Genomic DNA, 22,268 nt, shown 5'->3' with positions numbered 1-22,268 from the left:
TAGTTGTCCGAAGTAGTCATCCGCCTAACCTCCGCGCCGCCATGCTTGCGGCGGAATTTGCAGGGAGTCCAGATGTCTTCCAGTCCGCGCCTCGGCTTCGTTCAGTGCATCAGCACCTCGGGCCTGCACCGCATGGCGTATCACGAGTGGGGTGACCCGGCGAATCCGCGCGTGCTGGTGTGTGTCCATGGCCTGACCCGCACCGGGCGCGATTTCGATACGCTGGCACGCGTGATGTGCGACGAGTACCGCGTGGTTTGCCCGGACGTGGTGGGGCGAGGCCGTTCCGACTGGCTGGCCGACCCGCGTGGCTACGTCCTGCCGCAGTACGTCTCCGATATGGTGACGCTGATCGCGCGGCTCAATGCCGAGAAGGTGGACTGGTTTGGCACGTCGATGGGCGGGCTGATCGGCATCGGGCTGGCGGGCTTGCCGAAATCCCCGGTGCGCAAGCTGCTGCTCAATGACGTGGGGCCGCGCATCACCGCGCAATCGATGGAGCGCATCGGCGCCTATCTGGGGTTGCCGGTGCGGTTCAAGACGTTCGAGGAGGGGCTGGCCTATCTGCAGACGATCAGTGCTTCGTTCGGCCGCCATACTCCAGAGCAATGGCGCGAACTGAATGGTGCGATCCTGAAGCCGGTGCAAGGTGCCGAGGGCCTCGAGTGGGGGCTGCACTATGACCCGGCGCTGGCCGTGCCGTTCAAGGACGCCACGCCGGAGGCGGTGCAGGCCGGAGAGGCGGCGTTATGGTCGATGTTCGCGGCGATGCAGGGGCCGACACTGGTTGTGCGCGGTGCGCAGTCCGATCTGCTGCTGCGCGAAACCCTGGCCGAGATGGCGGCGCGCGGCAAGCAGGTGTCGACGGTGGAGATCCCGGATGTGGGGCATGCCCCGACGTTCGTCGACCCGGCGCAGATCGCCATCGCCCGCAATTTTTTCCTGGGGTCGTGACCCCGCTTTTGAAACGAATCTGACATGAGCACCAACACCCTGAAGCGCGCCCACGTGGGCAAGCGTCTGTCCGAATACGCGGTCTACAACGGCGTGGTCTACCTGGCCGGCCAGGTGCCGGAGGTCGACCCCAAGGCCGACCTGCGTGGCCAGACCCGCGAGGTGCTGGGCCATATCGACCGCCTGCTGGCCGAGGCTGGCACCGACAAGACGCGCATCCTAATGTGCCAGATCTTCCTGACCGACGTCTCGCGCATCGGCGAAATGAACGAAGTGTGGGACGAATGGGTGGCGCAAGGCAATACGCCGCCGCGCGCCACGGTCGAAGCAAAGCTGGCCAACCCCGACTACCTGATCGAAGTGGTGGTGACCGCTGCGCTCAACTGATGCCGGGCGGTAAGACATGGTGACGTCGACGGAACTGACGGGCCAGACTGCCGGCGTGCCGGACGCTGGGCTCGTCGAACGCGCGCTGGCATACGTGCGCGACACGGCCGATGGTGAGGCGCCGGCAACGTTGCCCACCGGCGAGACCGTGCTGTCGCACGCCGAAGGGATGCTGCGCATCCTGGACGGCCTGCGCGTGGATGACGCCGCGCGTGCGGCGGCTTGCCTGTTCCCGGTGGTGGAGTTCGTGCCCGGTGCCGAGGAACACATCGAGGCACGCTTCGGCGAGGAAGTGGCGCGGCTCGTGAAGGGCGTGCGCCAGCTTCTGCGGATTGGAGCGATAGCGGTCACGCGAACCGATGTCTCGGAAACGTCGAAGTCGCAGGCGGCCGCGCGCCAGGAGCAGGTGGAGGCGTTGCGCAAGATGCTGCTGGCCTTCGCGCAGGACATCCGCGTGGTGCTTGTGCGGCTTGCCTCGCGCCTGCAGACGCTGCGCTGGCTGGCGCAGACCAAGGGTCAGCCGATGCCGGGCGTGGCGAGCGAAACGCTCGACATCTACGCGCCGCTGGCCAACCGGCTTGGTATCTGGCAGATGAAGTGGGAGCTTGAGGATCTCGCGTTCCGCTTCGAGCAGCCCGAGACCTACAAGCGCATCGCCAAGCTGCTCGACGAGAAACGCATCGAGCGCGAAGGCTATATCTCGCAGGCGATTCAGCGGCTGCAGTCGGAACTCGCCGAGGCCGGCATTCGCGCCGAAGTGAGCGGCCGGCCCAAGCACATCTACAGCATCTGGAAGAAGATGCGCGGCAAATCGCTCGACTTTGCCGATCTCTATGACGTGCGCGCGTTCCGTGTGATCGTCGACGACATCAAGGACTGCTACACGGTGCTTGGTATCGTGCACCACATCTGGCAGCCGATTCCGCGTGAGTTCGACGACTACATTTCCAGGCCGAAGTCGAACGGATACAAGTCGCTGCATACGGTGGTGATCGGCGACGACGGCCGCGCCTTCGAGGTGCAGATCCGCACTCACGAGATGCACCACTTCGCCGAGTACGGGGTGGCCGCGCACTGGCGCTACAAGGAGGCTGGCGGCAAGGGTTATAGCGGGCAGTTTGCGGCGGACAACACCTACGACGAGAAGATTGCGTGGTTGCGGCAGCTGCTGGCGTGGAAGGATGAGGCCGACCATACGGTGGCGCATGAAGAGTCGCCGTGGGAGCAGCTCAAGCACGCGGCGATCGACGACCACATCTACGTGCTGACGCCGCAGGCGCGCGTGGTGGCGCTGCCGCAGGGAGCGACGCCGGTGGACTTTGCCTATTACCTGCACAGCGACCTCGGCCACCGCTGCCGCGGCGCGCGCGTCGATGGCGCGATGGTGCCGCTCAACACGTCGCTCAAGAACGGTCAGACCGTGGAGATCGTGGCCGTCAAGCAGGGCGGGCCGTCGCGCGACTGGCTCAATCCGGAGCTTGGCTACCTGGCCAGCCCCCGCGCACGCGCCAAGGTGCGCGCGTGGTTCAACGCGCTCGATTCGCAGGAGACGATCGCCCAGGGCCGAACGCTGATCGAAAAGACGTTGCAGCGCGAGGGCAAGACGGCAGTCAATCTCGACGATCTTGCTTCGCGGCTCAACTTCAAGACGCCGGAGGACCTTTTCGCGGCTGTGGCCAAGGAAGAGTTCAGCCTGCGCCATGTGGAACAAGCGCTGCGCCACCCGGAAGGGGAGGTGCAGCCGCAGTTCAGCGAGGAAGATGCCGTCACCAAGAAGAGCCGCGCCACCAGCGTGGCGCGCGGCGCGAAGAGCGGCGTGCTTGTGGTGGGCGTGGATTCGCTGATGACGCAGATGTCACGCTGCTGCAAGCCCGCGCCGCCGGACGACATTGTCGGCTTCGTGACGCGTGGCCGCGGCGTGTCGATCCATCGCCGTAACTGTCATACGTTCCAGCAACTGGCGACGCGCGACCCCGAGCGCGTGATCCAGACCGAGTGGGGCAAGCGCAGCGATGCCGTGTATCCCGTGGATATCCATGTGGAGGCGATCGACCGGCAGGGCCTGCTGCGCGATATTTCCGAAGTGCTCTCGCGCGAGAAGATCAACGTGACCGGAGTGAAGACGCTATCGAGCAAGGGCGTGGCGCGCATGCAGTTCACGGCCGAAGTTGCCGAGGCCACGCAGCTTCAGCGGGCACTATCGCTGATCGCTGATGTGCAGGGGGTGTTGCACGCGAAGAGAAAATAAGGTTATACTTGCAGCTTCGCTAGGCTCGTAGCTCAGCTGGTTAGAGCACCACCTTGACATGGTGGGGGTCGTTGGTTCGAGTCCAATCGAGCCTACCAACGAACATGCAGTAAAACGTAGCACCGTCGGCAATCGAAGGCCGATGCTTGTGTGGGCCCTCAAGGTCCATATGGCAGATCCGATCAACCTTCCAAGGAACGGAAAAGCATCATGAGCAAGACAACTCGAACTACTACCGCTGGTTAGCGACAGTATTCGAGGTGCGCCTTCGACCCGTAGTGTGATGCGGGGAAATACAGAAAAACGCGGCCTTGGCCGCGTTTTTTTTCGTCTGTCGTTCGCCAGCATCCTGTTAAGCTGCCTCGTCGCTCGCCGGGAGGCGGGCCAGAAAGATTCGTTGCCGGTTCTGTCCGATGCGCGCTAAGGCGGCATCTGACGGGCTGGTGCCATAAAAGTTGCTATGCTCCGCTCGCCATGGCGCCCCAAATGCCGGCGAAGCGGAATCCTCGAGAGGTGCAAGATGATCGCAATCACGCTGCCGGACGGTTCCCGTCGCGAATTTCCCGGCCCTGTCACGGTAGCCGAAGTGGCCCAGAGCATTGGCTCGGGCCTGGCCAAGGCGGCGCTCGCCGGCAAGGTGGACGGGCAAATGGTCGATACGAGCTTCAGGATCGACCAGGACGCGTCGCTGGCCATCGTCACGGACAAGGATGCCGACGGCGTCGACGTGATCCGTCACTCGACGGCGCACTTGCTGGCCTATGCAGTGAAGGAACTCTATCCCGATGCGCAGGTGACGATCGGCCCGGTCATCGACAACGGCTTCTACTACGACTTTGCCTACAAGCGCCCCTTCACGCCGGAAGACCTCGCCGCCATCGAGAAGAAGATGACGGAACTCTCCCGCAAGGACGAGAAGGTCACGCGCGAAGTTTGGAATCGCGATGAGGCGGTGGCCCTGTTCGAGTCGATGGGCGAGAAGTACAAGGCCGAGATCATTGCGTCGATTCCGGCGGACCAGGAAATCGGTCTCTATCGCGAAGGCAAATTCGTCGACCTGTGCCGCGGCCCGCACGTGCCGTCCACGGGCAAGCTCAAGGTCTTCAAGCTGATGAAGGTGGCTGGCGCCTACTGGCGCGGCGACTCGAACAACGAGATGCTCCAGCGCATCTACGGTACGGCCTGGGCGAAGAAGGAAGACCAGGATGCGTACCTGACGATGCTTGAGGAAGCGGAAAAGCGCGACCATCGCCGCCTGGGCAAGACGCTGGACCTGTTCCACCTGCAGGAAGAAGCGCCCGGCATGGTGTTCTGGCATCCGAAGGGCTGGAGCGTCTGGCAGTCCGTGGAGCAGTACATGCGCGGCCGGCTGACGGAGGCTGGCTACCAGGAAGTGCGCACGCCGCAGGTGATGGATCGCTCGCTCTGGGAAAAGTCTGGCCACTGGGAGAACTACAAGGAAAACATGTTCGTCACGGAGTCGGAGAAGCGCGACTATGCGATCAAGCCGATGAACTGCCCGGGCCATGTTCAGATCTTCAACCACGGCCTGCGCTCGTATCGCGACCTGCCGGTCCGTTTTGCCGAATTCGGTTCATGCCATCGCAACGAGCCGTCGGGTGCGCTGCATGGACTGATGCGTGTGCGCGGTTTTGTGCAGGATGATGCGCACATCTTCTGTACGGAAGAGCAGATCGTCGAGGAAGCAAAGGCGTTCAACGAGCTGGCTTTCTCGGTCTACGATGACTTCGGCTTCAAGGACGTCAGGGTGAAGCTGTCGCTGCGCCCGGAAAAACGTGCTGGCTCGGACGCCATCTGGGATCACGCCGAAGAGGGTCTGCGCCTGGCGCTGCGCGCCTGCGGCGTGGAGTGGGAAGAACTGCCGGGCGAAGGTGCCTTCTATGGCCCGAAGGTCGAATATCACATCAAGGATGCGATCGGCCGTTCCTGGCAGTGCGGCACGCTGCAGCTTGACCTGGTGCTTCCGGAGCGCCTGGACGCCGAATACGTTTCCGAGGACAACGCTCGGAAACGTCCGGTCATGCTGCACCGTGCGATCCTTGGGTCATTCGAGCGTTTCCTGGGCATTCTGCTGGAAAACCATGCAGGTGCGCTGCCCGCCTGGCTGGCGCCGGAGCAGGTTGTGGTGATGAATATTGCCGAATCCCAGGCGGAATATGCCGAAAGCGTTGTGCAACTCTTGCAAAAACAAGGGTTTAGGGCTAAGGCCGATTTGCGTAACGAGAAAATTACGTATAAAATCCGCGAGCATTCCCTCCAGAAGATCCCTTACCTGCTAGTGGTAGGTGACAAGGAGCGGGATGCCAATCAAGTGGCCGTGCGTGCCCGTGGCAATGTGGATCTGGGTGTAATGCCCGTCTCCGCGTTTGTGGAGCGTCTGCAGCAGGACGTTGCCAGCAAAGCCTGAGGGTGTCGAGCACGGCTTGTTTTTTTGTCTTCTTGAGGTAACGGAACATCGCTACAGACAAAGGTCACCGTATCAACCGGGAGATCAGCGCGCCTGAACTGCGCCTGGTAGGGGTTGATAACGAACAGCTCGGCATCGTCAAGTTCATGGACGCATTGCGCCTGGCCGAGGACAAGGACTTGGATCTCGTGGAGATCGCGCCCAACGCGGCTCCGCCCGTGGCCCGCATCATGGACTACGGCAAGTTCAAGTACGAGGAAGCCAAGCGCGCGCATGAGGCCAAGCTCAAGCAAAAGATCATCCAGGTCAAGGAAGTGAAGTTCCGTCCTGGCACGGATGATGGCGACTACAACGTCAAGCTGCGCAACCTGAGGCGCTTCCTGGAAGATGGCGACAAGACCAAGATCACGTTGCGCTTCCGTGGCCGTGAAATGGCCCACCAGGAAATCGGTGCGCGCATGCTCGAGCGTCTGAAGGCTGACCTGGAAGAGTTGGGCCAGGTCGAGCAGATGCCGAAGATGGAAGGTCGCCAGATGGTGATGGTGCTGGCCCCCAAGAAGAAGAAGTAATTCTGGCACGGGGCGACGGCCGGGATGCCATATGCATCCCGGCGTTGCGCTGCGCGGAAGCCGTACGTGGTGTGTTGAGTGCTGCGTACAAAAACAAGTGGATGCGGGTCTTGCAAGTGATGGCGTCAGCCGTCCACCTGCATGCATGTCATAGAGCTGGAGTTTTTCATGCCTAAGATGAAGACCAAGAAAAGCGCTTCCAAGCGCTTTACGGCGCGCCCGAACGGTTCGTTCAAGCGCGGCCAGGCCTTCAAGCGTCACATCCTGACCAAGAAGACCACCAAGAACAAGCGTCAACTGCGCGGCACCCAGGACGTCCATGAGACGAACCTGAAGTCCGTTCGCGCAATGATGCCTTACGCATAACCCTCAACGATAACGAAAGGAGTTTTATATGCCTCGAGTCAAGCGTGGGGTTACTGCACGTGCCCGTCACAAGAAGGTCATCGACGCTGCCAAGGGTTACCGCGGCCGTCGCAATAATGTCTATCGCATCGCCAAGCAGGCGGTCATGCGTGCTGGCCAGTACGCCTACCGCGATCGTCGCAACAAGAAGCGCGTGTTCCGCGCCCTCTGGATTGCACGTATCAACGCTGCTACGCGTGAGCATGGCATGACCTACAGCGTGTTCATGAACGGCCTGAAGAAGGCTTCGATTGAACTGGACCGCAAGGTGCTGTCGGACATGGCTATCCATGACAAGCCTGCCTTTGCCGCCATCGTCAACCAGGTGAAAGCCACCGTTGCCTGATGCCGGCTGCGGAAGCGCGTAAAGCGCTTCCGGGCAAGCACCGACCGAAAGGTCTGCTGAAACGGGGCTCCTCACCGAGCCCCGTTTTTATTTCGAATGCCGTGTCGACCAGATGGATTGGAAACGGCATCCGAAATAGATACCCCGCTCGCGCATGACGCGCGTAGCGCCAACCCTTCACGTTTCCCCGCCATGTCCCTGGATCTGGATCAAATCGTCGCCGACGCACAGGCCGCTTTCGCCGCCGCCAACGACAACGCCACGCTGGAAAACGAAAAGGCCCGCTTCCTGGGCAAGACCGGCGCGCTGACCGAACTGCTCAAGGGCCTCGGCAAGCTGGACGCCGAAGCGCGCAAGACCGAAGGCGCGCGTATCAACCAGGTCAAGCAGCAGGTCGAATCGGCACTGCAGGCTCGCCGTCAGGCGCTTGCCGATGCGCTGATGAACGCGCGCCTGGCCGCCGAAGCCATCGACGTAACGCTGCCCGGCCGCGCTGTTGCGCGTGGCAGCGTGCATCCGGTGATGCGCACGTGGGAGCGCGTCGAGCAGATCTTCGGCTCGATCGGTTTCGATGTGGCTGACGGCCCCGAGATCGAAACCGACTGGATGAACTTCACTGCGCTGAACAATCCGGACAATCACCCGGCGCGTTCGATGCAGGATACGTTCTACGTGGACGGCCGCGACAGCGACGACAAGCTCCTGCTGCTGCGTACCCATACCAGCCCGATGCAGGTGCGCTACGCCCGCATGCACGTGGAGAAGTACGCTGGCAAGCCGATGCCGCCGATCAAGGTGATCTGCCCGGGCCGCACGTATCGCGTGGACAGCGATGCCACGCACTCGCCGATGTTCAACCAGGTGGAAGGCCTGTGGATTGGCGACAACGTGAGCTTTGCCGATCTCAAGGGTGTCTATACCGACTTCCTGCGCAAGTTTTTCGAGCGCGACGACATCCAGGTGCGCTTCCGCCCGTCGTACTTCCCGTTCACCGAGCCGTCCGCGGAAATCGACATGGCGTTCGGCAGCGGCAAGTGGCTGGAGATCTCCGGCTCGGGCCAGGTGCACCCCAACGTGCTGCGCAACATGGGCCTCGATCCCGAGCGCTATATCGGCTTTGCGTTCGGCTCCGGCCTTGAGCGCCTGACGATGCTGCGCTATGGCATCAACGACCTGCGGCTGTTCTTCGAAGGCGATGTGCGCTTCCTGCGCCAGTTCGCCTGACGCCGCCATTGCGATAGCACTGCAGTTCATCGTCCCAGACAACACAGAATACCTACCGGATCAGAAGCGCCATGCAATTCTCGGAATCCTGGCTTCGCACGTTCGCCAATCCTGAAAAGATCTCCACCGACGCGCTGTCGCACAGCCTGACCATGGCCGGGCTCGAAGTGGAAGAGGTGGGCCCGGTTGCGCCGCCGTTCACGAAGATCGTGGTGGCCCGCGTGCTGGCTACCGAACGCCATCCCAATGCCGATCGCCTGAACGTGTGCCAGGTGGATGCCGGCACCGGGGAAACGCTGCAGATCGTCTGCGGCGCGCCCAACGTGCAGCCTGGCATCGTGGTGCCGTGCGCTCTCGTGGGCGCCGTGCTGCCGCCGGCCGAGGCAGGTGGCAATCCGTTTGAAATCAAGATCGGCAAGCTGCGCGGCGTCGAGAGCTTCGGCATGTTGTGCTCGGCCCGTGAGCTGAAGCTGTCCGAGGACCACGGCGGCCTGCTGATCCTGCCGGACGATGCGCCGGTGGGGCAGGACATCCGCCAGTACCTCGACCTCGACGACCAGGTCTTCACGATCAAGCTGACGCCGAACAAGGCCGACTGCCTGTCGATCCACGGCGTGGCGCGCGAAGTGTCGGCGCTGACTGGCGCGGCCCTGACGCTGCCCGATATGTCTCCCGTGGCCGTGACGATCCAGGACAAGCTGCCGGTCAAGGTTTCCGCGCCGGACCTGTGCGGCCGCTTCTCGGGCCGTATCATCCGCGGCGTCAACGCCCATGCCGCCACGCCGGCTTGGATGGTCCAGCGTCTCGAGCGCTCGGGCCAGCGCAGCATCTCCGCGCTGGTTGATATCTCCAACTACGTGATGCTCGAACTGGGCCGCCCGTCACATGTGTTCGATCTGGACAAGATCCACGGCGGGCTCGATGTGCGCTGGGGCCGCAAGGGCGAGCAGCTCAAGCTGCTGAACGGCAATACCGTGGATGTGGACGAGCAGGTGGGCGTGATCGCCGATGACAAGGAGATAGAGAGTCTGGCCGGCATCATGGGCGGCGACAGCACCGCCGTTTCGCTCGATACCACCAACATCTACCTGGAAGCCGCGTTCTGGTGGCCCAACGCCATTCAGGGCCGCGCCCGCCGCTACAACTTCTCGACCGATGCCGCGCATCGTTTCGAGCGTGGCGTGGACTATGCCACCACGGTCGAACACATCGAACGCATTACGGCACTGATCCTGCAGATTTGCGGTGGCCAGGCCGGTCCGGTGGATGACCACGTCGTCAACCTGCCGCAACGTCAGCCGGTGAAGCTGCGCGTGGCGCGTGCCGAGCGTGTATTGGGCATCGAGCTTTCGTCGGCGGAAATCGCCGATGTCTTCCAGCGCCTGAACCTGCCGTTCACGCGCACGCAAGGCGCCGACGGCGAGGTGTTCGAAGTCACGCCGCCGAGCTATCGCTTCGATATCGAGATCGAGGAAGACCTGATCGAGGAAGTCGCGCGCATCTACGGCTTCGAGCGCATCGAGGCACGTCCGCCGATCGCCGAGAACGAAATGCGCCCGACCAATGAAGGCCGCCGCTCGCAGCACGTGGTCCGCCATGCGCTGGCCGCGCGCGACTTCAACGAGGTGATCAACTTCGCCTTTGTGGAAGAGAAGTGGGAGCGCGATTTCGCGGACAACAACAACCCGATCCGCCTGCTGAACCCGATTGCGAGCCAACTGGCCGTGATGCGGTCCACGATGATCGGCGGTCTGGTCGACAAGGTTCGCTACAACCTCAACCGCAAGGCCTCGCGCGTGCGTTTGTTCGAAGTGGGCCGCGTGTTCCATCGCGATCCGAAGGTGGCTGACGGCGGCCTGACGGTTGCCGGATACCACCAGCCGATGATGGCCGCCGGCATTGCCTATGGCCCGGCATTCGAGGAGCAGTGGGGCGTGGCCACGCGTCCGGTCGATTTCTTCGACATCAAGGGCGACGTGGAAGCACTGTTCCATCCGCGCACGGCGCGCTTCGAACCGGTGGCGCATTCTGCGCTGCACCCGGGGCGCGCGGCGCGCGTGATCGTCGATGGCAAGCCCGTAGGCGTCGTGGGTGAGCTGCACCCGCGCTGGCTTCAGGAATACGAGCTGGTGCAGGCGCCGGTGGTGTTCGAGCTGGAGCTTGACGCACTGCGCGACACGGGGCTGCCGGTGTACACGGAAATTTCGAAGTTCCCGGCAGCGGTGCGCGACCTTGCGGTCGTCGTCAAGCAGGCCGTGCGTGCGCAGGACATGCTCGACGCGATGCGCGCGGCGCTGGACAAGGCCAGCTTCGGCCATTTCGTCCAGAGCCTGGTGCTGTTCGACGAGTTCCGCCCCAAGGCTGCATCGGCCTCGATTGGCGCCGATGAGAAAAGCCTTGCGTTCCGTGTAACGTTGCAAGATACTGGGTCGACCCTCCAGGACGAGACAGTCGACAGTGCGGTGCGCTGCATGATCGATGCGCTGACGGCAGGCTTCGAAGCCCGCCTGCGCGCCTAACGATATCACGCAGTCCACTTCCAGTTGGAGAGCCCGGGCACAGCTCCCGGGCGGATCGCCAGATGGATTAACAGAGCGATCAAGGATGAACGATCGAGACGCGATTTCCATGAATGCTGCAGACCTGGGCGAGGTGAGCGACCGGCACGCTGCCTCCCTCGACGACGCATCGCCGGAAGCCCGCGCGACCGAGGTGCCTACCCTGACCAAGGCCGAACTCGCAGAGATGCTGTTCGATCAGGTTGGCCTGAACAAGCGCGAATCTAAAGACATGGTCGAAGCGTTCTTCGACGTGATTCGCGAAGCCTTGGAGCGCGGCGACAGCGTCAAGCTGTCCGGCTTCGGCAACTTCCAGTTGCGCGACAAGGCGCAACGGCCTGGCCGCAACCCCAAGACCGGCGAAATCATTCCAATCACCGCGCGCCGCGTGGTGACGTTCCACGCCAGCCAGAAGCTCAAGGCGCTGGTGGAGGAGCGGGCCGGCCTGGAAGCCTGAGGCACGCGGACCCCCGCGCCGCCTCGGCGAATCGTCGCGGCAGCCACACACCCGGACCACGTAGCGCGCCTGGCAGGATTGCCCGCGGCGATTGCAGTCTGTATCCTGCAATGCCGCGCGCACATTGCGCCCAACCGTGTCTTGCCTACGGCCTGACGCCAGACTTCCCAACGCATGACGGAAAAATCCAGCGAGCGCGTTGCGCTGCCGCCGATTCCCGCGAAACGCTACTTCACCATCGGTGAGGTCAGCGAACTCTGCGCCGTCAAGCCGCACGTATTGCGGTACTGGGAGCAGGAGTTCACGCAGCTCAAGCCCGTGAAGCGCCGCGGCAATCGCCGTTACTACCAGCATCACGAAGTACTGCTGATTCGCAGGATTCGCGAACTGCTGTACGAGCAGGGCTTCACCATCAACGGCGCGCGCAATCGGCTCGACGAAGGGCGCCATCATGGTGGCGGCATGGCGCCGGCTGCCGAGCCTGACGAAGTGCATGTGGAGGCAGCGGAGGAACCGATACTCTCGATCGATCTGAAGGCATTGCGTAACGATCTGGTCGAAGTGCAGCACCTGCTGGCGCAACTGAAAGAGATTGCACGGCACCAATAAATTGGCTGGGAACCACTAGCCATCGCCGAATCGACGGTGATATACTCTCGCTTCTTCGGGGCGTAGCGCAGCCTGGTAGCGTACCTGCATGGGGTGCAGGTGGTCGGAGGTTCAAATCCTCTCGCCCCGACCAGAAATAGAAAGGCCCGGACGGTTTTGCCGTCCGGGCCTTTTGTCATTTGTAATCCGTCATTTGTAATCTGCTGTTTGCGGCCGGTCACGCGCGAACGGTCATGCCGACGCCCGACAGCCCGACAGCCCGACAGCCCGATTGCCAAGGCTCCCCGGGGTGGCCATTGCAAGAAATCTTTACATCTCGGACATTGTTCTGCGACCGAGATCGTCTACCTTGAGCCAATCATGAACTCAAGAAGGCCGCGAGAGCATGCATTGTCTTGCGGCTGTGTTGCTGATGACCTGGCGAGACGTTTTGCTGATCGGATGTGGATGGATTGCGGCTTGCCTGGCCGTGGGATGGATTGTGACCGCGGCCGTCCGGTTGCTCGGATGAGCGCGGCGTTCCTCCTGTTTCGGGTTTCAGAATCGCATGCTGAACATTCCCTGGATTGTCTCGCTTGATGCGCCGCCACCATAGCGGCCGCTGTAGCTCAGCCCCACAGAAGTGTTGGCGCCGACCTGCAGGCTGACGCCGGCCTCGACGAGTGCTGCGTTGCGTGCGATGGGGACGCCGGCGACGGTGAACGGGTCACCCCCCGCAAAGCGCATGGTTTGCAGCGGAAAATCACTGCCGAATGTGTGCTGCCAGCCTGCCATCATCGAGAACGTCATCTTCGTCCCCGTGATGGTTTCCAGCGATGCGGCGCTGCGGATACCCAGCGTGGTGAATGTCAGGTTGTCGTTGCTGCTCCCGGCGGACAGGGCTGCCGGGCTTCCGCCTTCATTGAAGCCGTTCCCGTGCAGGTTGGCGAACGCAGCATTGGCGAATGGCTCCAGGGCAAGGTTGTCCAGTGCGAAGCGGTAGCCGACGTCGGTGAACGCCTGCAACGTGCGCGCGGAATACTGGCTTTCCAGCTTGTCGCGGAAGTCCGTGAAGGTTGGCGTGCGTTCGGTGTCGATACTGTGCCAGCTTGCGGAAGCGCCAACCCGGGCGCCGATATTGCCGAAACTTGTGCCGCCATACGCGCCGAGATGGAAGTTGTCGGTTTGCGCGTTCGAGTTGCGATCATTGACATTCAGTCGGCCGTGGCTGTAGCCGGCCAGCGCGCCGGCGCGCCAGCCTGGCGCTACCTCTGAATCCGCACCGGCCAGGAAGCCGAACAGGTTCTGGGTCATCTTTGCGGCGTTGCCATCGGTACTGATGCTGTCATGGGTACCGAACGTGCGGGCCCATACCTGGAAGCCATCGCTGGGCGCCTCGCAGCGCGCGGTGGACGGACGCTGCGTCTGCACGTCCGGCATGGTGCCAACGGCTTCACTGGTCCCCGGCAGGCATTGGCTTCGCCGTAGTCGATCGATCGCGGAGTCGCGCAGGTAGCGCGTATCCGTCAGCAAGGTCGACTTGAGCGATGCATGGATTTCCCCTGACAACATATCGAATGCGGCGCGGGCCTCGTCGTCCGAGTTGAGGCGGCCCACGGCGTCGCGCAAGATGCTGCTGCCGGGCAGGGATTGAAGGCCGTTCGCGGTGGCGATCTGGTTTGGCGTCTGCGCCGCGGATGCGAAGGTGCGGTACTGCCGCGTTTTCAGATAGACGTTGTTGCCGTCGTACTCATCCTGCAGCAAATAGAATGACCCGTGCCCGTCGTCAGTCAATGTGAACTTGCCGTTCACGCCGCCCGTGGTACTCAGTATCAGGTACGCGGCATTCAGTGAAAATCCGCGCAGCGCGGTACGGGTCGGTGTCAGTGTGGCGCCGGGCGCCAGGGTGGCCGTCCCGTTCACCTGGATGCTGTCGCCTGTCGCGCTGGTGGTCGGATCTATCTCCGCGATGTAGCCTGCGCCGGCGCCCTGCGTGTAGTTGCCATTGACATGGAGCGTGCCGATTGAATTACCCGGCGCGACTGTGCCGCCGTCGTTATGCAAACTTCCGACCGTGCCGTTGCCCTGGAGCCACGTGCCCGCGGCAAGGCTCAGCGTGGAATTGCCGAGAAAGCCGTTGACCGCGAGGCGCCCGCCGGCCAGCGTCGTGGGGCCTGACAAGTTGCTGTTGCCTGTCAGGTTGAGCATGCCGGCGCCGGTCTTTACGAGAGATCCCGTTCCGTTGATCGCCTGCGCCATGGTGGCAGCCGTCGGCTGGTCGATCACGAGTGTGGCGTTGTTGAGCACATCCGCCGGACCAAAGCTTTCACTTGTTCCAATGAGCGTGCCGCCGGAGACCGTGGTGCCGCCCGTGTAGTGGTTGGCTCCCGCCAGCCGTAGCGCGCCGTTTCCGGCCTTGACCAGTGCGCCGGCGCCAGTGATGGTGCCCGAGAACGTCGTGTCGGTGCTGTTGCTGGCGGTCATCGCGGTGGCTGCGGCCGTGCCGAGGTTGACGGTGCCGGCGCCAGTGAGGTTGTTGACCGTCTGGTTGAGGTCGTTGAGCGCCAGCGTGGCGCCGCTGCCGATATTGACCGATGTGCTGTTGGCGATGGCATTGGCAGCGCCCATCGAAAGCGTGCCCGCATTGACGGTGGTCGCGCCCGTGTACGTGTTCTGTGCTGACAGCGTCAGTGTTCCGGCGCCGTTCTTGGTCAGGTCGCGGCCGTTCCAGCCGGTGGCGGATGCCTGCTGATCGGCCAGGACTACATCCATGTCGAAGCTGTCGGTGGCATTGGCCAGCGTGAACGTGCCGTTGCCGCGAGTCGTTCCGGCGCGCCAGGTGAGGCCGAAGCCCGCGATGTACTCGAGGTTGTTGGCGGACTTCTGCGCGCCGACGAGGATGTAGTCGACGGCGCTGGCGCTGCCGCTGAGGTTCACGGCGCTGAAGTCGCCGGTGATGCCGCCGGTGGTGCGCAGGATGCTGAAACGGGTGTTGATCAGCGCGCTGGCGATGTTGGGTACCGATGCCGAGAAGCCGGTGATGTTCAGGGTGCCGGCAATGGTGGCGCTACCGGCGGCGATGACAGGCTCGTTGGCGCTGAGCGCGACATTGAGCGTGGCATTGGCCGATTTGCTGAAGGCGCCGGTCGTGACCAGTTGTGCGTTGCCATCGATGCTGGTGGTGGTGCCGTCGGACGCGGTGTAGCTGGCGGCGTTGAAGGCGCCGGTCTGGCTGAAGCGCAATCCACCGGCTGTGAGCAGGATATTGCCCTGGGTGCCCGGCGTGGTCAGCGTGGCCGTGCCGGCGCCTGTCTTGGTGAGTTGGCCTGTACCGGAGAGCACATTGGCAACGGTGCTGTCGCTGGCAAAGTCGAGTTGCAGCGCGGCATTATTGGCGATGGTGCCAGTGCCGAACGCTGCACCCTGTGTGCCGATCAGCGTGCCGCCAGTGATGGTGGTGCCGCCCGCGTAGGTATTGGCACCGGAAAGCGTCAGCGAACTGGTTCCTGTCTTGACGAGGTTGCCGGCGCCAGTGATGGTGCCCGAGAACGCCGTGTCGGTGCTGTTGCTGGCCGTCATCGCGGTGGCTGCGGCCGTGCCGAGGTTGACGGTGCCGGCGCCAGTGAGGTTGTTGACCGTCTGGCTGAAGTCGTTGAGCGCCAGCGTGGCGCCGCTGCCGATATTGACCGATGTGCTGTTGGCGATGGCGTTGACAGCGCCCATCGAAAGCGTGCCCGCATTGACGGTGGTCGCGCCCGTGTATGTGTTCTGTGCTGACAGCGTCAGCGTTCCCGCGCCGTTCTTGGTCAGGTCGCGGCCGTTCCAGCCGGTCGCGGATGCCTGCTCATCGGCCAGGACTACATCCATGTCGAAGTTGGAGGCGGCATTGGCCAGCGTGAATATGCCGTTGCCGAGCGTTGTGCCAGCGCGCCAGGTGAGTCCAAGCCCGATGTTGTAGTCCAGGTTGTCGGCACTTCGCTCACCGGTGGGCAGCAGGAAGTCGAGCTGACTGACCAGGCCGCTGAAGGAGATGCTCGAGAAATCTCCGGTGATGCCACCCGTGGTGTGCAACACCGTGAATTGCGTCGAAGTCAGCGCGCTGGCGCTTTGGGGCGTGTTCGGTGCGAAGCCGATGATCTCCAGCGCGCCGTCGATACTGGCATTGCCTGCCGCGACATAGGGGTTGCCCAGGATAAGCTGGAGCCTGGCATCGGTAGCCTGCGAGTATGTACCGCTTACGTTGAGCTGGGCGCTATCCCCAACTGTTGTCAACGTGTTGGCACCAGCCGTGTAGTTGGCGGCGCCGAGTGTTGTGCTTCCCGCGAGGCGAATGCCGCCGGCGTTGAGCGAAACATCCCCCTGGGTACCGCCGCTGGTCAGCGTGATGGTACCGGCGCCGTTCTTGATCAGGCTCCCGGTGCCGGACAGGGCGTTGTTGACGGTGTTGTCGCTGGCAAACTCGAGTTGCAGCGTGGCGTTGTTGGCGATGGCGCCGGTGCCGAATGCGCCGATGTCGTAGCCAATCAGCGTGCCGTCGGAGATTGTGGTGCCGCCCGTGTAGGTATTGGTGCCGGAAAGCGTCAGCGAACCGGTTCCTGTCTTGACGAGGTTGCCAGCGCCAGCGATCGTGCCCGAGAACGTCGTGTCGGTGCTGTTGCTGGCGGTCATCGCGGTGGCCGCGGCCGTGCCGAGGTTGACGGTGCCGGCGCCAGTGAGGTTGTTGACCGTCTGGCTGAAGTCGTTGAGCGCCAGCGTGGCGCCGCTGCCGATATTGACCGATGTGCTGTTGGCGATGGCGTTGACGGCGCCCATCGAAAGCGTGCCCGCATTGACGGTGGTCGCACCGGTGTACGTGTTCTGTGCTGACAGCGTTAGCGTTCCGGCGCCGTTCTTGGTCAGGTCGCGGCCGTTCCAGCCGGTGGCGGACGCCTGCTGATCGGCCAGGACCACATCCGCGTTGAAGCTGTCGGTGGCGTTGGCCAGCGTGAATATGCCGTTGCTGCGAGTCGTTCCGGCGCGCCAGGTGAGGCCGAAGCCCGCGATGTACTCGAGGTTGTTGGCGGACTTCTGCGCGCCGACGAGGATGTAGTCGACGGCGCTGGCGCTGCCGCTGAGATTCACGGCGCTGAAGTCGCCGGTGATGCCGCTGGTGGTGCGCAGGATGCTGAAACGGGTGTCGATCAGCGCGCTGGCGGTGTTGGGTACCGATGCCGAGAAACCGGTGATGTTCAGGGTCCCGGCGATGGTGGCGCTATCGGCGGTGATGACAGGCTCATTGGCGTTGAGCGCGACATTGAGCGTGGCATTGGCCGATTTGCTGAAGGCGCCGGTCACGGCGAGTTGCGCGTCGCCGTCGACGCTGGTGGTGGTGCCGTCGGACGCGGTGTAGCTGGCGGCGTTGAAGGTGCCGGTCTGGCTGAAGCGCAACGCGCCAGCCGTAAGCTGGACATCGCCCTGGGTACCCGGCGTGGTCAGCGTGGCGGTGCCGGCGCCGTTCTTGATCAGGCTCCCGGTGCCGGACAGGGCGTTGTTGACGGTGTTGTCGCTGGCAAAGTCGAGTTGCAGCGTGGCGTTGTTGGCGATGGCGCCGGTGCCGAATGCGCCGATGTCGTAGCCAATCAGCGTGCCGTCGGAGATTGTGGTGCCGCCCGTGTAGGTATTGGTGCCGGAAAGCGTCAGCGAACCGGTTCCTGTCTTGACGAGGTTGCCAGCGCCAGTGATGGTGCCCGAGAACGTCGTGTCGGTGCTGTTGCTGGCGGTCATCGCGGTGGCCGCGGCCGTGCCGAGGTTGACGGTGCCGGCGCCGGTGATGTTGTTGACTGTCTGGCTGAAGTCGTTGAGCGCCAGCGTGGCGCCGCTGACGATGTTGACCGCCGTGCTGTTGGCGATGGCATTGGCAGCGCCCATCGAAAGCGTGCCCGCATTGACGGTGGTCGCACCCGTGTACGTGTTCTGCTCGGACAGCGTCAGCGTTCCGGCGCCGTTCTTGGTCAGGTCGCGGCCGTTCCAGCCGGTGGCGGACGCTTGCTGATCGGCCAGGACCACATCCGCATTGAAGCTGTCGGTGGCATTGGCCAGGGTGAACGTGCCGTGGCCGACCGTGGTGCCACTGTTCCACGAAAGTGCCAATGAAATGTTGTAGTCGAGTCCGTTCGCGCTTCTTGCGCCGGCAAGCTGCAGATAGTCGAAATCGGTGACCGTGCTGCCGAAGCCGACCTGGGCGAAATCGCCGGTGATGCCGCCGGTGGTTTGCATCACGGTGAATGCGGAACCCGTCAGCGCCGTCGCGGTGCGCGGAACGCGTGGTGAGATTCCCAGTACGTTCAGCGTGCCGCTGAGGCTGGCACTGCCAGCGGTGATGGACGGGTCGCCGAGGATAAAGTTGAGTGTCGACCCCGTGGCCTGGGTGAGCGCGTTGGTCACCCTCAACTGTGATTCGTCTGTCACCGTGGTGGTGGCGCCGCTGGCTGTCGTATAGCTGGCTGCCGTCAAGACGGCCGTGTTGTCCAGGTATAGCTCGCCGCCGTTGATCGATACATCGCTCTGCGTCACATTGGTACTGGAACTGAGCCTGCCATTACCGTTCTTGATCAATGCACCCGTGCCCGTCAGGCTGGTGATTGTCTCGTCATTGGCAAAATCCAGGCGCAGCGTGCCGTTGTTGACAATGCCGCCCGTGCCGAACGACGACATGCTGTTTCCGATCAACGTGCCGCTGGAAACCGTGGTGCCGCCGCTGAAGGTACTGGCGTTGCTCAGCGTCAGCGCCCCGGTGCCGGTCTTGACCAGCGCACCAGTGCCGGCAATGCTGCCCGCGAATGTTGAATCGGCGGTGTTGTTGGCCGTCAACGTGGCGGTGCCCAGCGCGATCGATCCGCTGCCCGACAGGTTGGCCGCCTGCTGCGCGTAGTTGTACTGGCTCATGTCCAGCGATCCGTCCACGGTCACGCTGCTGCTGTTATTCAGCGTATTTGCGGCGGCGGTGACCAGCGTCGATCCGGAACCGATGGCCGTGGCGCCGCCATAGCTGCTGCCGGCACCCGACAACGTGAGCGTGCCGCCGGCAAGGTCGAAGCCGCCAGTGCCGCTGAGCGGTGCGGTGATGGTCAGTGCGCTGCCGTTGTCCACGATGACGTGCGTGGTGCCGGTAAGCGTGATGCCTGCAGTGGTGGCCAGGGTGCCGTTGCCGACGATCTGCGTGCCGTCCTGTGTGTTGAAGCTGCCGCTGGCGATGGTGAACAGGCCGCCGGAGATGCCGATCGTACTGGCACCGCCGAGATTCAATGTTCCCGCGCTCAATATCGATCCCTCGCCACCGCGCAGCGTGGCGGCACCGAGCGTGAAGGTGCCCGTTCCACTTGCTCCATAGCTGGCGCCGCTGTCCAGTGCGAACGTGCCGGCCGTAACCGTGGTGTTGGCCCTTACGTCGGAACTGTAGAGTCCGGTGGCGCCGTTATCGCCATGGAACACAACGCTGCCATCGCCACTCTTCGTGACGGTGACAAGGGAGCCTGCGGCCGAAGCAATGGGGTCGAAGAAATCGATCGTCTGCCCGCTGCCGGCAATCAGGTTGAGCGCGCCGGACGTCCCCAGGTATATGGCATTGGGTGTGCCGGTGCCGGCCAGCGGCCGATAACTGGCGTCGAACTGAACGCCTTGCCGATTGCCCTGGAAACGGATGTTGCCCGTTGAGGCAACCAGGTTGATCGTTCCCGATTGCAGGTAGATGGCTCCGCCATTGGAAGACGCCGCATTGTTCCGGAACAGGGTCCCGGAGATGAAACTCAGTGTGGCGCCCGACGCATCGTAGTAGATGGCACCGCCATTTGCCGTGCCACCGCCACCGCCGGCCTTCAGGACATAGTTGTTCTGGAACAGCGCGGGCGCGGTAAAAATGTACTGGTAGTTGTAGGTGTTGCCGTTCCCGTAGGCGCTGAGTGCGCCGCCATACGCCGAGCCGCCGGTGCCGGTGGAAACGACGTAGTTGCCATCGAAGATGGCCGTGTTGTTGAAGCGCACGATTGATGCGCCGCTTCCCGGGCTGGTGTAGCCGATATTGATGGCGCCGCCGCGCGGATTGCCCGCACCGGTGGCGCTGCTGACGACGTAGTTGCCCGTGAAGCTCGCGGGACCGTTGAAGGTCAGCGTGGAAGCGCCGCCCCATACATCGATTGCACCGCCGAAGTAGGTGGTGGCGCGGTTGTTTCGGAATGTCGTGTTGCCGTTGAACGTCAGTACGCCAGTGTTCTGGTACATCGCAATGGCGCCACCGTAGTTCGTGGTGGTGTTCGAGTCGAACGTGTAGTCGCCATTGAAGGTCATGGTGCCGCCGTACAGCGAGATCACGCCGCCGCCATCGCCGGTCGACGTATTGTTCTGGAACGTGGCGCCGTTGGCCCCGGTCCCCGCCGTGACGACCATCTCGGTCCGGCCCGTGGTGCCGCTCATGTAGAACACGTTTCCGTATGCGCCGGCCAGGCCGCTGAACGTCACGTTGTACAGGCCGATGGAGGTCGTGTGTGTACCGCCGAGGTCGGTAAAGATGCCGAAGAGGGAATTGGCCGTTTGTCCAAACGTCAGGTTCGAAAGCGTTATGGACGTGCCATCTCTCGTCAAGCCGTTGAGATTGAAAACGCCACCGATGCTGCGTGTGACCGTGCTGCCCTGGCCATCGATCTGCAACTCGGTTTGTCCAGCGTTATTGAAGTTGGTGGAAGTGTTCCACGTGGTATTGCCGCCGAGCTGGAAGGCATAGCTTGTGGCTGACCAGTTCGGTACGCCAGCGGTGCTGCCAATCAGGAATCCGCCGATATCGGTGCCGCCGGGAATCACTGTTTGCGCAGAGGCCATGGAAATGGCCAGAATCTGCACCGGCATGACCATTGCCACGCGCTTTGCAATGCCAATGGGTTCGTTCGAATCCGCTACGACGTTTCGTTGATTTTCCTGCGACACTGTTCGTTCTCCTGCGATTGCATTGACTGCACCGGAAGAATCCATCGGCTGAATGCCGTGGTCGTGCGCGAGACAAACGCTCGCTCGCATCGCTACGTATTGCGCGAAGCGCATTTACGAATGTGATGCTGGCGAGTGTAGAGAAGGCGTGCAGGAAATCTAGTGACTGGGTGAATAACGTCACTGGCAGTATCGGGCGATGGGAGAACTGAATAGAGCGAATGGTGCGAAGAATGGTGCGCGCGAAAATCGTGCGGACGCAGGGAGAGGATGTGGCGATGATGGCAAGCCTGGTTGCGCAGGTTCCGGCGCAGACCAGGCGTTGCGTTGGCGAAGCAGGGGGCGGACTTGATTGCGTGGAATCAACTTCGCGCAATCAACTTCCTTTCGTTACCAGGACCGGATCATTCCGATACACGTCCGGGAACATCTTCTTCAGGTTGCCGATCTTGGGCAGGTCATTGATGACGATGTACGGGTAGTTGGGATTCTTCACCAGGAAGTCCTGGTGGTAGTTCTCTGCCGCGTAGAAGCCCTTGTACGGTTCCACCCGCGTGACGATCGGCGACTGCCACGCGCGCGCGTTGCCCAGTTGTGCGATATAGGCATCGGCGATCGATTTCTGTTCCGGCGTGAGCGGGAAGATGGCGGAGCGATACTGCGTGCCGTGGTCAGGGCCCTGGTAATTGAGCTGTGTCGGGTCATGCGCCACAGAGAAGAAGATCTGCAGCAGCTTGCCGTAGCTGACCTGCGTGGGGTCGTAGCGGACCTCGACCGATTCGGCGTGGCCCGTCATGCCGGTGCCCACCATCTCGTATTGCGCGGTGGTTGCCGAGCCGCCCGCGTAACCGGACGTTGCGCGCGTAACGCCGCGGACATGTTGAAACACGCCCTGTACGCCCCAGAAGCAGCCGCCTGCAAACACGGCGGTTTCGCTGTGGCTGGTGCCGGGCTTTTCGTCGATCGCGGGAGCGGGGATCTTCACGGCCGCCTCCGACGATATCGCGGGCATGTGCCACGTGGCGGCCACGGCCGAGAGCAGGGCCAGGCCCGCTAGCCTGAACGCGGCGGGGCGCGTCCAGCGTTGCAGTGTGGTGATGGCTTTCATGGTCGGTTTCCTTGCTGGAAAATTGGATCAGCCAGTAGATC

At 62.9% G+C, this 22,268-nt stretch carries 13 protein-coding genes and 2 tRNA genes; 13 read left to right on the top strand and 2 right to left on the bottom strand.

The window, feature by feature from the left end; genetic code table 11:
- Positions 1-72 precede the first annotated feature (72 nt).
- From B552_RS0112095 to B552_RS0112035, 13 genes are all read left to right on the top strand, one after another.
- Complete coding sequence (locus B552_RS0112095; protein WP_019449282.1) at positions 73-954, top strand: alpha/beta hydrolase; 882 nt, start codon at positions 73-75, stop codon at positions 952-954.
- Between the two features lie 24 nt (positions 955-978).
- The gene (locus B552_RS0112090; protein ID WP_019449281.1) at positions 979-1,341 is read left to right on the top strand and encodes a RidA family protein; all 363 of its coding nucleotides are present in this window, start codon (positions 979-981) and stop codon (positions 1,339-1,341) included.
- 16 nt (positions 1,342-1,357) lie between these two features.
- On the top strand, positions 1,358-3,589 hold the full coding sequence (locus tag B552_RS0112085) for a bifunctional (p)ppGpp synthetase/guanosine-3',5'-bis(diphosphate) 3'-pyrophosphohydrolase (protein ID WP_019449280.1): 2,232 nt from the start codon (positions 1,358-1,360) through the stop codon (positions 3,587-3,589).
- A 21-nt stretch (positions 3,590-3,610) separates the two neighbouring features.
- Positions 3,611-3,687: transfer RNA gene (locus tag B552_RS0112080), tRNA-Val, on the top strand.
- 422 nt (positions 3,688-4,109) lie between these two features.
- On the top strand, positions 4,110-6,017 hold the full coding sequence (gene thrS / locus B552_RS0112075; RefSeq protein WP_019449279.1) for a threonine--tRNA ligase: 1,908 nt from the start codon (positions 4,110-4,112) through the stop codon (positions 6,015-6,017).
- A gap of 47 nt (positions 6,018-6,064) precedes the next feature.
- Complete coding sequence (gene infC / locus B552_RS0112070) at positions 6,065-6,586, top strand: translation initiation factor IF-3 (RefSeq protein ID WP_083860282.1); 522 nt, start codon at positions 6,065-6,067, stop codon at positions 6,584-6,586.
- 168 nt (positions 6,587-6,754) lie between these two features.
- Entirely contained in the window at positions 6,755-6,952 is a 198-nt protein-coding gene (gene rpmI, locus B552_RS0112065; protein ID WP_006575466.1) for a 50S ribosomal protein L35, read from the top strand.
- A gap of 28 nt (positions 6,953-6,980) precedes the next feature.
- Positions 6,981-7,337 carry a 50S ribosomal protein L20 gene (gene rplT / locus B552_RS0112060; protein ID WP_008650487.1) on the top strand — a complete coding sequence of 119 codons (357 nt, stop codon included), beginning with the start codon at positions 6,981-6,983 and terminating at the stop codon, positions 7,335-7,337.
- Positions 7,338-7,535: 198 nt separating this feature from the next.
- Positions 7,536-8,561, top strand: coding sequence for a phenylalanine--tRNA ligase subunit alpha (pheS, locus tag B552_RS0112055; RefSeq protein ID WP_193352182.1), 1,026 nt, complete (start codon positions 7,536-7,538; stop codon positions 8,559-8,561).
- A gap of 71 nt (positions 8,562-8,632) precedes the next feature.
- Positions 8,633-11,080, top strand: a complete 2,448-nt coding sequence (gene pheT, locus B552_RS0112050; protein ID WP_019449275.1) for a phenylalanine--tRNA ligase subunit beta — start codon at positions 8,633-8,635, stop codon at positions 11,078-11,080.
- 85 nt (positions 11,081-11,165) lie between these two features.
- Complete coding sequence (locus B552_RS0112045) at positions 11,166-11,576, top strand: integration host factor subunit alpha (RefSeq protein ID WP_026035583.1); 411 nt, start codon at positions 11,166-11,168, stop codon at positions 11,574-11,576.
- Positions 11,577-11,750: 174 nt separating this feature from the next.
- Positions 11,751-12,185 (top strand): MerR family transcriptional regulator, encoded by a 435-nt coding sequence (locus tag B552_RS0112040; protein ID WP_019449273.1) that lies wholly within the window; start codon positions 11,751-11,753, stop codon positions 12,183-12,185.
- Positions 12,186-12,241: 56 nt separating this feature from the next.
- Positions 12,242-12,318: transfer RNA gene (locus B552_RS0112035), tRNA-Pro, on the top strand.
- A gap of 404 nt (positions 12,319-12,722) precedes the next feature.
- On the opposite strand, the gene B552_RS0112030 is transcribed toward B552_RS0112035, so the two are convergent.
- Together B552_RS0112030 and msrA are read right to left on the bottom strand one after the other, a co-directional pair.
- Positions 12,723-21,119, bottom strand: a complete 8,397-nt coding sequence (locus B552_RS0112030; protein ID WP_019449272.1) for an autotransporter-associated beta strand repeat-containing protein — start codon at positions 21,117-21,119, stop codon at positions 12,723-12,725.
- A gap of 376 nt (positions 21,120-21,495) precedes the next feature.
- Entirely contained in the window at positions 21,496-22,227 is a 732-nt protein-coding gene (msrA, locus tag B552_RS0112025) for a peptide-methionine (S)-S-oxide reductase MsrA (protein WP_019449271.1), read from the bottom strand.
- Positions 22,228-22,268 lie beyond the last annotated feature (41 nt).

The organism is Cupriavidus sp. BIS7 (assembly GCF_000292345.1).
Lineage (GTDB): Bacteria > Pseudomonadota > Gammaproteobacteria > Burkholderiales > Burkholderiaceae > Cupriavidus.
The sequence above is the reverse complement of the archived record's forward strand: the minus strand, read 5'-3'. Positions and strand labels throughout refer to the sequence as shown.

Coding starts and splice junctions, on each gene's coding strand:
- B552_RS0112095 (WP_019449282.1), top strand. CDS start 73: ATGTCTTCCAGTCCGCGCCTCGGCTTCGTTCAGTGCATCAGCACCTCG.
- B552_RS0112090 (WP_019449281.1), top strand. CDS start 979: ATGAGCACCAACACCCTGAAGCGCGCCCACGTGGGCAAGCGTCTGTCC.
- B552_RS0112085 (WP_019449280.1), top strand. CDS start 1,358: ATGGTGACGTCGACGGAACTGACGGGCCAGACTGCCGGCGTGCCGGAC.
- thrS (WP_019449279.1), top strand. CDS start 4,110: ATGATCGCAATCACGCTGCCGGACGGTTCCCGTCGCGAATTTCCCGGC.
- rpmI (WP_006575466.1), top strand. CDS start 6,755: ATGCCTAAGATGAAGACCAAGAAAAGCGCTTCCAAGCGCTTTACGGCG.
- rplT (WP_008650487.1), top strand. CDS start 6,981: ATGCCTCGAGTCAAGCGTGGGGTTACTGCACGTGCCCGTCACAAGAAG.
- pheT (WP_019449275.1), top strand. CDS start 8,633: ATGCAATTCTCGGAATCCTGGCTTCGCACGTTCGCCAATCCTGAAAAG.
- B552_RS0112045 (WP_026035583.1), top strand. CDS start 11,166: ATGAACGATCGAGACGCGATTTCCATGAATGCTGCAGACCTGGGCGAG.
- B552_RS0112040 (WP_019449273.1), top strand. CDS start 11,751: ATGACGGAAAAATCCAGCGAGCGCGTTGCGCTGCCGCCGATTCCCGCG.
- msrA (WP_019449271.1), bottom strand. CDS start 22,227: ATGAAAGCCATCACCACACTGCAACGCTGGACGCGCCCCGCCGCGTTC.